Genomic DNA, 13,677 nt, shown 5'->3' with positions numbered 1-13,677 from the left:
TCGTCGCTAATACTCCATTGCGTAACGACATCCTCACTGTGTGATACCGAAACGCTCGCGTGACCCGAATCCGCTGGTGACGGCGACCCGCGATGCTTAACGTTTCTCCTATGCACGCAGTGCTCTTCCCAGCTCGGGCCTGAACCCAGCCCGCGTGAGCGGGCGTCCCAGGGTGGCGGACCGGACACAGTGGATCTCGCGCAGTGGTCTTTCTCGTCCCCACCGAGGAAAGGACGCCCAGTGACGACGCTCCCCCCGGAACCAGAACCTGTCCCCGCTCCTCCTCCCAGTTCCTATCAGCGCGTCATAGCCGCCTACGACCGGATCGCCGAGGTCGACCGGCCCGACGTCTGGATCACCCTCCGCCCGGTGGAAGACGCCCTCGTGGACGCGAAGGCGGTGGACGAACGTCTTCGCGCGGGCGCGGACCTGCCGCTCGCGGGGACGCTGGTGGCGGTCGCCGACGTCATCGACGTCGCCGGCCTTCCGACGGCGGGGGAGGACGTCTGCTGTGCCGGCGCCACCGCCGTGTCCCGGCTGACCGCGGCCGGCGCGGTCGTGATCGGCAAGACCAACTGCGACCGGTTCGGCGGCGACCTCGAACACACCCATAGCCCGTACGGCGCCGTGAGCGCCGCGCTGAACACCGAGCGGGTCTCCGGGAGCGCGAGCAGCGGCGCGGCCGTCGCCGTCGCGCTCGGCCTCGTGGACCTGGCGGTCGGCACGGACACGGCCGGAGCGGGCCGGATTCCCGCTTCCCTCAACGGGATCGTCGGAGTGAAGCCGACGCTGGGCCTCGTCCCGAAGACCGGCGCCGCGCCGTGCGCCGGGATCGCCCTGTTCGCCCGCAGCCTCACCCTGGGGCAGCGCGCACTGGGACTGATGACCGGTCCGGACGGGATCGACCCGCTCGCCCGCGACTGGCCCCCGGACGTCCGGCTGGCCGCGGGTGACCGGCCGAGGGTGGCGATCCCGGGCTCCGACACGCTGACCGGTCTTTCACTGCAATCCCGGTCCGCCTTCCTCGGCGCGGTTTCGGCGCTGCGGGCGTCCGGTGCCCGGGTGGAGACGGTGGAGGTGTCGGCACTGCTGACGGTGGGCGGGTTGATCCACGACGACGGCTTCACCGCCGACAGGCAGCGCGTCGCCGAGGCCGGGATGCTCGCGCTCCGGATGCTGTCGGAGTACGACGCCCTCGTGCTCCCGACGGTCGCGGATCATCCCTCGGTCGCCGAGGCGTTGTCCGATCCGGACGGTGTCGCGAAACGGCTGGAGCGGTTCACGGCGTTCGTCAACCTGCTCGACCTCGCCGCGGTCACGGTGCCGTCGTCGCCATCGGATCTGGGGCCGTACGGGGTTTCCGTGGTGGTGCGGCCGTTCGACGACCAGGTCGCCATCGACCTCGCCGCCGTGCTCACCGACGAACAGGCTGATTTCCCTTATCCCGCACCGGGTGCGGATCTCGTCGTGTTCGGCGCGCAGCTGCGCGGGCAGCCGTTGAACGGAAGCCTGGTCGCCGCCGGGGCCCGGTTCACCGGCCTGGTCCGGACCGGCGAGGGCTACCGGATGCTGTTGCTGCCCACCGATCCGCCCCAGCCGGGGGTGGTGCCGGTGAGCGCCACGGGCGAGCACACGATGCTTTCGGGTGAACGCTGGAGGCTCTCGCCCGCCGCGCTCGGTGCCTTCGCGGCCACCCTGCCCGCCCCGTTCGTCCTGGGCCGGATCCGGCTGGAGAACGGGGAAACGCCGCTGGCGGTCCTGTGCGACCAGGCCGCCGCGGCGACGGCGACGGAGCTGACGAGATACCAGTGCTGGCGTGCCTACCTGAGGTTCGTCAGTACGGCCGGGCCGCGAGACCTCGGGCGACCCGCTTGACCAGGCCGGGACCGTGCAGGGCGAAACCGGTGTAGAGCTGGATCAGGCCGGCGCCGGCGTCGAGCATCCGGGCGGCGGCACCGGCGTCGAAGATCCCGCCGACGCCGATGATCGGCAGCTTGCCGCCGGTCTCGTCGTGCACGAACCGCACCACCTCGACCGAGCGCGCGGTGAGCGGGCGGCCGGACAAGCCGCCCGCCTGCTCGCCGACGGCGGCCTCCGGCGGGGCGATCCCTTCGCGCGACAGCGTCGTGTTGGTCGCGATCAGCCCGGCGACACCGTGTTCGAGGCAGACCTCCAGCAGTTCCGCGAGTGCTTCGTCGGTGAGGTCGGGGGCGACCTTCACCAGCACCGGAGTCGGCTTCGCGTCGCCGGCGAGTTCGGCCGAGGTCTTCCGCAGCTCGGCGAGCAGCTCGGCCAGCGCGGACTTGTCCTGCAGGGCCCGCAGCCCCGGCGTGTTCGGGGAACTGACGTTGATCGCGAAGTAGTCGGCGTACGGGTACAGGGCCCGCAGTGAGAACCGGTAGTCCTCGACGGCCTCGTCGAGCGGGGTCACCTTGGATTTGCCGATGCTGACGCCGAGCGGCACGGGAGGTTTCCCGGTCGCGGCGAGGCGGGCGGCGAGCGCCTCCGCGCCTTCGTTGTTGAAGCCCATCCGGTTGATCACCGCGTCGGTCTCGGCGAGGGTGAACAGCCGCGGTTTGTCGTTGCCCGGCTGCGGATGCCGGGTGACCGTGCCGACCTCGACGAAACCGAAGCCGAGCGCGGGCCAGGCGTGCAGGGCGCGGCCGTTCTTGTCCATCCCGGCGGCGAGGCCGACCCGGTTCGGGAAGCGGAGCCCGAGGAAGGTGACCGGATCGTCCGTCCGGTAGACGCGGCCGAGCGCGGCGAGGGCGGGAGAGACGCGGCTCAGCCTGGCGAGCGTGCCGATGGTGCGTTCGTGCACGGTTTCGGGGTCGCTGCCGGAGACCCGGTAGAGAGCGGGGCGGACGATCTTGTCGAAGAGCACGGCCCCATCATGCCTGGTGGCCGACGTGCCGAATGATCCCGCTTGCCTTAAGCCCGTGGCGACGTCCTCCGGGCCGAGACGGACGTGTCACGGGTGCCTGAAGGCGGATCACGCGTGCTGGGAAGCGGAACTCACGTGCTTGGAGGCGTACCACGACGGAGGCCGCGAGTTCCGGCTTCGATCACGTGCGGCTCGCCTTCCACTCGTCTTCGAGCATCGCGAAGACGAGTTCGTCACACCACTCGCCCTTCACGATCTCGTTCTGCCGCAGATGGGCTTCCTTCTTCATGCCGAGGCGTTCCATCAGCGCGGCGGAGGAGGTGTTGCGCCCGTCGCAGCGGCCGATGATCCGGTGCAGGCCGAGGTCCTCGAACCCGAGCCGCAGCACCTCGACGGCCGCCTCGGCGGCGAGCCCCTTCCCGTGGTGGTCGGGATGGAAGACGAACCCGATCTCGCCCTGGCGACGCTCACTGCTGAGGTATTCGAGGTTCAGGTCGCCGATGAGCTGCCCGGTCTCGGTCAGTTCCGCGGCCACCGCGAGGAACTGGCCTTCCTTCGACAAGGTGCTGCTGTGCACCCGTTTGGCGAGCGCGGCGGCGGATTCGGCCCGGCTGCGCGGCCCCCAGTAGAGGTAGCGGGCGACGTCGGCGCGGGACTGGAAGGAGTTGAGTTCGTCGAGATCCGCCGGCGTGAAGGCGCGGAGGGTCAGCCGCTGGGTGATGATCGGGAAATCGGGCCTCAGCATGGCGTCAGGCTATCGGAGTCGGCGAGGTTCTTGGGGCGGAATCGCGGTGGACGGCACACCTCGGAAATAGGGGTACCCCCGAGGCGGCTCCCGGACGCCGGAATCGGCGGCCGGGCCCGAGCCGGACCGGTGCTCGGGAACCTCGGGGGCCCGGTGACTGCCTGGTATTCGCTATCAGGCATCACGCGAAGCAGAGACGACGAGCCGAAGGTGGCTCCAACTTGCGTTGTATCGCTGCTCTGAAGTCCTACGCGTGGGGTCCGCTAGCGGACAGCCACCTCACGAGTCCTGTTGGAATACAACTTTGGACCACCTCCTCTCTCGTGTACCGCCACGCTATGCGAGGAGTTCGGGGTCCGGCAACAAGATTTCTTCGATCTCCGTCCTCAGGACGGTCTTGTCCGCCGACGGCAGAAAAGAGGCGTCCACGGCATTCTTCGCGAACAGGGCGATTTCGGCCGCCGTCAGGCTCAGGGTCTCGGCCACCGCCACGTACTCGCCGTCGAGGGTCGCGCCGAACATCGGCGGGTCGTCGGTGTTGAGCGTCACCAGCACGCCGTGATCCAGCAGCCGTCGCACGGGATGCGCCGCGATCGAAGCGCACTGCCCGGTCCGCACGTTCGACGTGGGGCAGACCTCCAGCGGGATCCGCTGCACGGCAAGGTATTCCAGGAGCGCCGGATCGGTGTGCGCGCCGATGCCGTGCCCGATCCGCTCGGCGCCGAGATCGTGCACCGCCGACCAGACGGTGGCGGGGCCGGTGGTCTCACCCGCGTGCGGGACGCTGTGCAACCCCGCCTCCCTGGCCGCGGTGAAGAAGGGGGCGAACTGCGCGCGGCCGACGCCGACCTCGGGGCCGCCGAGCCCGAAGGACACCAGGCCTTCGGGGCGTTCGCGGAGCGCGAACACCACCGTCTCCCGGCCGGCGACGACCCCTTTCTCGCCGGGAATGTCGAAGCACCAGGCCAGTTCCACTCCGTGGTCCGCCCGTGCCGCCGCCCGCCCGGTCGCGAGACCGGTGAGGAGATCGTCGGTCGACATCCCGTCGAGGACATGGTTGTACGGCGTCACGGTCACTTCCGCGTAGCGCGCGTTCTGCGCGGCCAGATCCGCCGCCAGTCCGGTGACGAGGGTGTGGATGTCGCGGGCGTCGCGCACCAGCGACGTCACCGCGAGGTAGTTGCGGAGGAAATGCGGGAAATCGCGAAAGGTGAAGAACCCGGCGAGCGCCGCCGGTTCCGTCGGCACACCTGCGGACGGGCGGCGGCGGGCCAGTTCCAGCACCGTGGGCAGGCTCGCCGAACCGACGAGGTGGACGTGGAGTTCGACCTTGGGCAGGGCGTGCACGAACGCGCGCAGCGCCGTGCCCGTGAGGATTCCGGGCATGACAAAGCTCCCTGAGAGAGAAGACAAAGGTGACGTGCGGAGGGAACGGGCGGCTCAGGGAGCGAGGTCGCCGCGTTCGGTGTCGGCCCCGTAGAGCGGGAGCTTGAACAGCGTCACGACGCCAGCTTAGCCGTTCGGGGCGGGCCCGGACTGGCATTTCGGGCAGAACCACGTCGGCCTCGCCTGGTGTCCGGCACCCTGGGGAGCGACCTTGAGCCGTCCGCCACAGCGGAAACAGCCCTGTTTGGTCCGTTCGTAGACCCAGTGTTCACGGCCGCGGCGCAGATCACCGGTGGTGGTCTGCGAGGTGTGCCAGGCGTTGGTCTTCAGCAGTTTGCGGCCGAGCGCGACGACCTTCGCCGGGTCCACTTCGGACACCGGTGTCCATGGTGTGACGCCGAGCAGGAAGCACATCTCGACCTTGTACATGTTCCCGATGCCCGCCATGATCCGCTGATCCAGCAGGGCGTCGCCCAGTTCGCGATCCGGGTCCGCGGCCAGCGCCGCCGCCGCGCGTTCCGCGGTTTCGTCCGTCCATTGTGGATCGAGCAGATCGGGGCCGAGGTGTCCGACCAGGCGGTGTTCTTCGTCCGTGGGCACGAGTTCCAGGTCGTGCACGCGGAAGCCGATCGCCTGCAGATCTTCGGTGGCCAGGATGACCCGCGCCTGATGCGCCGGATGCCGCCAGCGCGCGCCCGCCCGGTAGACGTCCCACTTGCCGTCCATGCGCAGATGGCTGTGGAGGGTGAGATCGCCGGAGAGACGGGTCAGCAGGTGCTTGCCGACCGTGCCGACGCCGAGCACGTCACGTCCGGCGAGATCCGTCGTGGCCAGCTGAGGGACCCTGAACTCGCCTCGCAGCAGGGTCTTCCCGGCCAGTGCCTTGTCGAGGACCTTGCCGGCGAGGAAGACGGTGTCGCCTTCGGGCATCGGACGTCAGCCCGTGCCGGTGTCGCTCAGCTTGGCGGGTGCTTCGGGCTCTTCTTCGCCACGGACGCGATGCCGTCCGGCCCGGCTCGAACGCAGGACCTTCGCCAGCACCATGTTGAAGGTGAGCGCGATCTCCTGCGCGCCGGGGGAGTGCCACTCGTGGATCGGGCTGCACGCGCCCTGTGCCTGCTGCACCGCGAGCCGGTCCGGGATGGCCGTCGGCATCACCAGCGGGCCGAAGTTCTCCCGCAGCTCGGCCACGCGGAACTGATGCTCGTAGGAGCGCACGCGGAGCTTGTTGACCACGACGCCGATCGGCCGCAGCCCCGGGTTCTGCTCTTCGCGGATCTTCTCGATCGCGTCGAGCGCGCGGCGCGCACCGGAGACGGCGTACATCGTGGGCTCGGTGACGATCAGGGCACTGTCCGCGGCCACCAGCGCGGAGCGGGTCAGCCTGCCGAGCGACGGCGGGCAGTCGAGGATCACCAGTTCGTAGGGTTCTTCGCGCAGCGGATTCGTGTGCAGCTCGTCGAGCGCGCGGGAGAGGTTCTCCAAACGGCGGTTGTCGGCGTCCGGTTCGTTGAGCATCTCCAGCTCTTCGGCGCCGACGAGGACGTCGATCTGGTCGCTCCACACGCTGGGCGCGATCGCGCGTTCGAGCACCGAGCGCACCGGCGTCTCCAGGACGTCGGCCAGCGTGCGATCGGTGAAGGGCGGGTCCAGCGAGGTGGTGGCGTTGCCTTGCGGGTCGAGGTCGGCCACGAGAGTCCGGGCGCCCCTACGCAGCGCGGCGGACGCGACACCGAGGGCGACCGTCGTTTTACCGACGCCACCCTTCAGGCTGAGAACAGCGACCGTGTGCACTCGATACAGCCTACGGGCAGTCGGCGGGGTGGCTCCTTGGCAAGGTGTCGAACACCGCATCGGACTACACCCGGCGGCGCCCGGAAGGCGGGCATTACCCTGTGCGTTTATGAAGACGGACACCGTGGCCACGCGGGGATCGGGGGCGGTTCGCCGGGTTCTCGAAGCAGAACTCCGGTCCGCACGGGCGCGAGGCGCACAACAGCCGCACGTCGTCGACGTCGGCGGCGGCAGCGGCGGCTGGGCGGTGCCGCTGGCCTCGGCGGGTTGCCTGGTGACCGTGGTCGAACCGAACCCCAACGCGCTGGCGACCCTGCGCCGCCGCGCCGAGGAAGAGGGCGTCTCCGGCAGCATCACGGTGATCGCCGACGACTCCGACGCGCTCGGCGCCCACGTCGCGGCGGGCTCGGCCGACCTAGTGCTCGCGCACGGGCTGCTCGAAGTCGTCGACGACCCGGCGCTCGTGCTCACCGCGCTGGCCGCCGCCGTCAAACCCGGCGGAGCGGTCTCGGTGCTGGTGGCGAACCGGCACGCGGCGATCCTGCAGCGCGCGCTGGCCGGGCGGCTCGGCGAGGCGCGGGAACTCCTCGCGGCCGAGAGCGGCGTCCTCGGCGGCGGCCGCGAGACCGTGCTGCGGCGCTTCGACGCGGAGGGCCTTCGCGCCCAGCTGATCGCGGTCGGGCTCGAGGTGACGTCACTGCAGGGCGACGGTGTCGTGGCGGACTTCGTGCCCGGTGGGGTGCGGGAAGAGGACCTGGCCGAGTTCGAGCTGGCGGCGGCGTCGGTTCCGCCGCTGCGGGACATCTCCAGCAGGCTGCACGTCCTGGCCCACCGCCCCTGACCCTCGTGAGTGGTAAGGACGGTTAGAACCGTCCTTACCACTCACGAGACTGTCGGTGGTCCGGGCTAGCGTCTGCCCGTGGGACGAAACGCTGAACTGCCCGGCGGGATGGCCCGCTACCGCGTGACGACCGGGGCCACCACCTGGCCGGACGACACCGGCTGCGGCCTGCTGCACGTCGACATGGACGCCTTCTTCGTGTCCTGCGAGCTGCGCACCCGCCCGGAGCTCGCGGGCAAGCCGGTGGTCGTGTCCGGTGGCGGGCCGAGGTCGGTCGTCGCGGCGGCGAGCTACGCGGCGCGCGAGTTCGGCGTCCGGTCGGCCATGCCGTTCTCGACCGCCAAGCGGCTCTGCCCCCAGCTGATCTGCATCACGCCGACGCCGGGGCTCTACGGCGAGGTGTCCAAGGGCGTCATGGGGGTCTTTCGCGAGCTGACGCCACTGGTGGAGCCGTTGAGCCTGGACGAGGCGTTCCTGGACGTCAGCGGGGCGCTCAAGCGGCTGGACTCCTCGCCCGCCCGGCTCGGTGCCTGGATCCGGGAGCGGGTGGCCGCCGACTTCGGGATCAGCTGCTCGGTCGGCGTCGCGAAGGTCAAGTTCGTCGCCAAGCTGGCGTCCGGGATGGCGAAACCGGACGGCATGGTCGTCGTGCCCGCGGCCGAGACGCTCGCGTTCCTGCGTCCGTTGCCCGTGTCGGCGCTGTGGGGTGTCGGCAAGCGCACCGAGGAGCAACTGCGGCAGCAGGGCCTCGACACCGTCGCCGACGTCGCGGCCGCTCCGCTGTCCAGGCTGAGGCGGTCGCTCGGGCGGGCGCTGGGGGAGCATCTGTACGCGCTCGCGAACGGGCACGACGAGCGCAAGGTGGTCCCGGAGTCGCCGGACAAGTCGATCGGTGCCGAAGTGACCTTCGACGTGGATCTCCACGACCGCTCGGCGCTCGGGCTGGAGCTGCTCCGGCTGTCGGAACGCGTCGCCGCCACCTTGCGCCGCCGCGGGCTGCGCGGGCGGACGGTGTCGATCAAGGTGCGGTTCGCGGACTTCAAGACGATCACCCGCGCCAGGACAACCGCCGTCGGAGTGGATGTGGCCCGCGACATCCACCGCACCGCCGTCGAACTCCTCACCGAGCACGCGCCGACGGGCGCAGTCCGCCTGATCGGGGTAAGAGTCGAGGGTTTGGACACGGAGAGTGATGGAGAGCAGCTCCTTTTCGCAACACCCGAACCCCGTTGGCGGGATGCGGAAGTCGCCGCCGACGTCGCGAGGTCGAAGTTCGGCGCCGCCGCGGTGCGGCCCGCGTCACTGTTGACCCCTCGTGACCAGTGACATCACCTGCTCGACCGTCTTCGAGAGAGCCGAGCCGGGTGGTTTCGCCCAATTCGATCCCTTCTGGATACGGGATCGGGTAGTCGGACGAGCGCGGGGCTCGTATCCTGGACAGAGACACCCCGCCTGGGGTTGTCTGTTGGGTCCATGACGTTGCGCGGCCCGGCGCCCGCGACAGCTGTGCCGGAGGAGGAAAGATGCCACTCTCCGAGCATGAGCAGCGGCTGCTCGATCAGATCGAGCGCGAGCTCTATGCCGAGGACCCCAAGTTCGCATCCACGGTGCGAGGCACCCGGTTGCGCCGCCCCGCCCGCCGACGGCGTTTGCAGGGCATCGCCCTGTTCGTAGTGGGCGTCGCACTGTTGGTGCTCGGCGTGGTGGTCAACATCCGGGTCGCCCAGATCCCCGTGATCAGCGTGCTCGGGTTCCTCGTGATGTTCTTCGGAGTCATGATGGCCGTCACATCGATTCGGCAAGGAGCCGAACCGGAAGGCGGCAAGGACAGCGGTGGCCCGGGGGCCGGCGGAGGTGGCGGCAAGGCGTCCCCGCGCCGAAGCTCGTTCACCCAGCGCATGGAAGAGCGCTTCCGCCAGCGCTTCGAGGAGCAGTAGCTCCCACACACGCGAACATGCCGGCAGGGCCTTGCCCTGCCGGCATGTTCGCGTTGTCGTGCCTCGGTGCGTTCGCCCTGCCGGAAGTGCGACGGCGCCGGTACGGAGTGGGTCTGGGTGGTCGTGAGTGTTAAGTGTCGTTAGAACGACACTTAACACTCACGACCACCTGGCCTCACTCCGTACCGGTGTTTCTCGCTCGCCCAAGGCCCGCTGGGTGCCGGGTTGGCCGAGGGGCCGCGAAAGCTACTTTCGCGACACCATCTCCAGGCCAGAGCTGTCCGTGAAGCCCTTCGCACACAGGTGCTACTTGCCTCGCCGCAGGGAGCGCGGGAACAGGCGGCCCTTCCACGACATCGGCGCGTTCCGCTTCAGGCTCTTGCGAACCTCGTCGAAGGCCGGGCCCAGCGTCTGGTCGTCCGCGGGCTGATCCGAGTACCAGGACCGTTCCACGACACCGATGACCGTCCGCAGGCCGGTGCGGCCCTCCTCGTCCAGCCGGTGCTTCTCGACGACCTTCCGGCCCGCCACGCGCACCGTGTCGCCGTCAGAGAGCGGCAGGCCGCGGTCCGCGCATTCGTCCATCAGTTCGCGCCACGCCGCGTCGGCCGCGGCGGGGGAGCGGGACGCGATCTTCTGCAGCCGCAGCCGTCGCTTGATCTCCCGGATCGTCGTCGGCGTGCCGAGCCCGCCCAGGACGATCACGAGCGCCAGCGCGAACCACCACGACACCCACGCCGCCAGGAACGCCAACGCCGCCACCCACAGCCCGATCACGATCAGCGGCAGCCAGTTCGCCACGTTCTGGTTGTCCAGGAACAGGTGTTCCGATGCGGGCGATTCCGGGGACGAGGACGACCGCATCAGCGCCCGGTACCGCAAGCGCGACCGCACGATCATCACCACGGTCAGCGCGGCGGCCAGCCCACCGAGGATCCCTGCGAGGATCGCGGGCCACAGTGGCTCTTCCTCCTGCTGGCCCGTGCCGCCGTCCGCGCCGAGGTCGGCGCCGGGCTCGCGGGGAGTGCCGGTGGCGGGGGCGCTCGACGCGGGTGCGCTCGGCACTTCCTGGGTGTCGTTGGTCGTCGAGCTGCTGGTGTCGTTCTGCAGGTACGGCGGAACGACCGCGCGGCCGTCGAGCAGCGGGGTCGGGTCGAAGCTGACCCAGCCCTTCGTCTGGAAGTAGACCTCGACCCACGCGTGCGCGTCCTCCGAGGTGATCGAGAGGTAGTCGCCCTTCGGGGTCCCGGAAGTGAAGCCGATGGCGACCCGTGCCGGGATGCCGACCGACCGGAGCATCACGGCCATCGCGGACGCGTACTGCTCGCAGAACCCGCGTTTGCCGTTCAGGATGAAGGCGGCGAGCGCGTCGGAGTCGGTGGCGTCGGCGGTCTTGGTGTCGTAAACGAAACCGTTCTGCGCGGTGAAGAAAGACCAGAGCGCCTGCGCCTTGTCGAAGTTGTTGGTCTCGTTTTCCGTCAGCTGCTTGGCCTTCGCGACCACGCGGGGATCGACGCGGTCGACCTGGGTGAACTGCTGCGGCACCTCGGCCAGGCGCGCGTCGTCGAGCCGGAGCTCGTCCTTCGACGGATTCTGGATGGACGCGGTCTCGGTGTAGGCGGGCGCGTTCTGCTTGGTCGTGGTGAACACGGCGCTGCCGACGGGGTCGTACAGCCAGTTGTCGGCCAGCCCGTTGAGCGACCGCGGCACGCCGTAGATCGGCAGCCAGTTGTCGACCCAGTTCGTCGGTTCGATCCGGATCTCCCGCGCGGGACCGGAGCCGTCGTCGCCCGGAGCGGGCGGAAGGCCCTTGTTGGCCTGCACACCCTGCTGGGCGCGGCCGTTCTGTGCGAGCCCCCAGCCCTTGTTCGGCGTGTACGTGTCGAGGGTGAACGCGCGCAGCAGCCGTTTGTCCGCGCCCATGCCGTAGACCTTGAACAGCTCCACGTTCTCGCCCTGGTCGAGCAGGCCGCGCAGCTGCGTGAACGGCTCGACACCGAAGCCGCCGGCGCCGCCGCGGCCCGAACCGGTCCCGCCCGGAAGGCTGCCGACCGTGCCGACCCCGGTGACGGCCGCGCCGATCACCAGGCCCATCGCGATCGCGGCGGCCACCACGCCGACGGGGGCCGACAACGTGCTCGCCGAGTTGCCCAGTCCTGGCGCGTCCCGGTTGCGCCAGCGGCGATGCCGGTGGTTGCCGTCGACGGCGAGCAGGGCGGCGAACGCGGCCGCGCCGAGCAGGAACGTCCACCACGGCAGCATGTCCTCGGCCAGCGCGGCTGGGACGGCGTACACGCACAGCAGGACCAGGCCGGTCGCGGCGGGCGCGGCGGCGGCCACGGCCAGCGTGTCGACCAGGACCGCGACCAGGCCGATCGCGATCGTGATCAGGCAGAGGATCGGCGGGGTGCCCTCGATCGGCGGGAGGCCGACGCGGATCTGCTCGGCCGCCGCGGCGAGGACGCCGCGAAGTTCCCCGAACGCGTCCGGGCCGGGGAAGATCTTCAGGATCCCGCTGGTGGTGAACGCCCCGGTGATCAGCAACAGCAACACCAGCAGCTGCGCCAAGCCGACGACGATGGTCGGCGCGCGCAGCGAGCGCAGGGCGAGCCCGGTCGAGGCGATCAGCACGACGGCGACCAGCAGGTAGCCGAACCACGCCCAGCCGGAGACCACACCGGTGAGCGAGGTCGAGGCGAACAGTGTGGCGAGCCCGGCGGCGACCGGCGCGAGGACACTGCTCGTCCAGACCGGGGGCGGCGCGGACGGCCGAGGTTGGGGGGTGTGCGGCCGGGGTGGCGCGGTCGCGGTCACAGGCCGCCTCCGATCAGCGTGCCCCGGCGGGTGGCCGTCTGGCAGAGCTCGGCCCAGACCTGCGGCATGGGCGAGCCGGGGCCGGCGACGACGACGCCCCAGCCCGCGGCCCGCAGCAGCGCCACCGATTCTTCGGTGGCGGCGGCACGGTTTTCGGGCCGGTTGACGCCGGAGGACCAGCCGGGGGTGTCGAGCAGCACGGCGAGGCTCCGGATCCCGCGCGGGCGGTACCGGGACAGCTCGTGCACGGATTCGTTGCTGACGGTGCCGAGCACCGCGATGAGTTCCTGTCCCTCGGCCGGGTCGTGGCCAAGGGTGATGTCGCGCTGGTGCGCGGGCTGGAGCGCGGCGAGGACGTCGAGCACGACGTTGTCGTAGTGCTCGCCTCCCTCGCCGGGGGTGTCGGCCAGGGTCTGGCCGTGTTCGGTGATCAGCCGGACCCGGTGGCCGGAGCGGCGCAGGTGCAGCGACACGGAAGCGGCGAACGAGACGGCCCATTCGAGGCTCGCCGCGGGGCCGGTGCCGTGGTGCGCCGCCGCGCGGTGGTCCAGCAGCACCGTGGTGCCGCCGCGCCACGGCCGCTCCTCGACGCGGACCATGATCTCGTCGCGGCGGGCGGTCGAACGCCAGTGGACCTTCCGCAGGTCGTCGCCCTGCCGGTACTGCCGGACGATCACGTCCGATTCGCCCTGTCCGGCGTGCAGGCGGATGCTGCCGTCGTCGCCGGCACCGATCCCGGCGCCGCTGGGCAGCCCCCACAGGCCGACCACCTTCGGCACGACGACCAGCCGGGAATGCCCGATCAGCTCCCGTTCGAACTCGCACAGCCCGAACGGGTCGGTGATCGTCGCCCGCAGCGGACCGACCTGCTGGACCCCGCGCAGCACCGGCTGCAGCGGGTAGCGCAGCGCGACCCGGCGGTCGTGGGGAAGGCGTTCGACGACGAACCGCGGCCGCGAACCCAGCGCGTACGGCACGCCGTCTTCGAGCAGGACCTCGCCCGCCGGGAGCCTGCCGTCGCGCCAGAGTTCGAGCTGGACCTCGCCCGGCGAACCGACCGCGACCCGTTCCGGGCGCAGCGAGCGGGCCGCGCCCAGCCGCAGCCGGGTCGCCGAGATGAAGAAGGCGACCAGGAGCGGCAGGGCGACGACGAACACCGCGACCCGCAGCAGATCCCGTTCGTTGAGCACGAACGAGCAAGCCGCCGCGGCCACACCGGCGGCGAGGAGGCAGCGGCCGCGTGTGGTCAGGCCGGACAGAGCACGCAGCATGGCGC

At 70.6% G+C, this 13,677-nt stretch carries 11 protein-coding genes; 4 read left to right on the top strand and 7 right to left on the bottom strand.

Annotated elements, in window-relative coordinates; translation table 11 throughout:
* The first annotated feature begins 240 nt into the window (after positions 1-240).
* On the top strand, positions 241-1,875 hold the full coding sequence (locus tag BLW75_RS12465) for an amidase family protein (protein WP_034312110.1): 1,635 nt from the start codon (positions 241-243) through the stop codon (positions 1,873-1,875).
* Here BLW75_RS12465 and BLW75_RS12460 read toward each other — a convergent pair.
* The 5 genes from BLW75_RS12460 to BLW75_RS12440 form a co-directional block, all read right to left on the bottom strand.
* On the bottom strand, positions 1,835-2,884 hold the full coding sequence (locus BLW75_RS12460) for a quinone-dependent dihydroorotate dehydrogenase (RefSeq protein ID WP_034312107.1): 1,050 nt from the start codon (positions 2,882-2,884) through the stop codon (positions 1,835-1,837). The genes BLW75_RS12465 and BLW75_RS12460 overlap by 41 nt on opposite strands.
* A 181-nt stretch (positions 2,885-3,065) precedes the next feature.
* A complete protein-coding gene (locus BLW75_RS12455) occupies positions 3,066-3,629 on the bottom strand; it encodes a GNAT family N-acetyltransferase (protein WP_034312105.1) in 564 nt (187 codons plus the stop codon).
* A gap of 336 nt (positions 3,630-3,965) precedes the next feature.
* Positions 3,966-5,015, bottom strand: a complete 1,050-nt coding sequence (gene add / locus BLW75_RS12450) for an adenosine deaminase (RefSeq protein ID WP_034312103.1) — start codon at positions 5,013-5,015, stop codon at positions 3,966-3,968.
* A gap of 126 nt (positions 5,016-5,141) precedes the next feature.
* Positions 5,142-5,945, bottom strand: coding sequence for a DNA-formamidopyrimidine glycosylase family protein (locus BLW75_RS12445; protein WP_034312101.1), 804 nt, complete (start codon positions 5,943-5,945; stop codon positions 5,142-5,144).
* Positions 5,946-5,951: 6 nt separating this feature from the next.
* The gene (locus tag BLW75_RS12440; protein ID WP_034312098.1) at positions 5,952-6,809 is read right to left on the bottom strand and encodes a ParA family protein; all 858 of its coding nucleotides are present in this window, start codon (positions 6,807-6,809) and stop codon (positions 5,952-5,954) included.
* Between the two features lie 109 nt (positions 6,810-6,918).
* Between BLW75_RS12440 and BLW75_RS12435 the strand changes: the two genes are divergently transcribed.
* The 3 genes from BLW75_RS12435 (at position 6,919) to BLW75_RS12425 (ending at position 9,587) form a co-directional block, all read left to right on the top strand.
* Complete coding sequence (locus BLW75_RS12435) at positions 6,919-7,650, top strand: methyltransferase domain-containing protein (protein WP_034312095.1); 732 nt, start codon at positions 6,919-6,921, stop codon at positions 7,648-7,650.
* Positions 7,651-7,758: 108 nt separating this feature from the next.
* Positions 7,759-8,976 carry a DNA polymerase IV gene (gene dinB, locus BLW75_RS12430; protein ID WP_034312092.1) on the top strand — a complete coding sequence of 406 codons (1,218 nt, stop codon included), beginning with the start codon at positions 7,759-7,761 and terminating at the stop codon, positions 8,974-8,976.
* A gap of 197 nt (positions 8,977-9,173) precedes the next feature.
* Positions 9,174-9,587 carry a DUF3040 domain-containing protein gene (locus tag BLW75_RS12425; protein WP_034312091.1) on the top strand — a complete coding sequence of 138 codons (414 nt, stop codon included), beginning with the start codon at positions 9,174-9,176 and terminating at the stop codon, positions 9,585-9,587.
* A gap of 306 nt (positions 9,588-9,893) precedes the next feature.
* On the opposite strand, the gene BLW75_RS12420 is transcribed toward BLW75_RS12425, so the two are convergent.
* Positions 9,894-12,401, bottom strand: a complete 2,508-nt coding sequence (locus BLW75_RS12420; protein WP_034312088.1) for a transglutaminase TgpA family protein — start codon at positions 12,399-12,401, stop codon at positions 9,894-9,896.
* Complete coding sequence (locus BLW75_RS12415; protein ID WP_034312086.1) at positions 12,398-13,672, bottom strand: DUF58 domain-containing protein; 1,275 nt, start codon at positions 13,670-13,672, stop codon at positions 12,398-12,400. The genes BLW75_RS12420 and BLW75_RS12415 overlap by 4 nt, the downstream gene beginning before the upstream one ends.
* Between the last annotated feature and the right edge of the window lie 5 nt (positions 13,673-13,677).

The sequence above is a fragment of the Amycolatopsis lurida genome (assembly GCF_900105055.1).
Classification (GTDB): Bacteria; Actinomycetota; Actinomycetes; order Mycobacteriales; family Pseudonocardiaceae; genus Amycolatopsis; species Amycolatopsis lurida.
The sequence above is the reverse complement of the archived record's forward strand: the minus strand, read 5'-3'. Positions and strand labels throughout refer to the sequence as shown.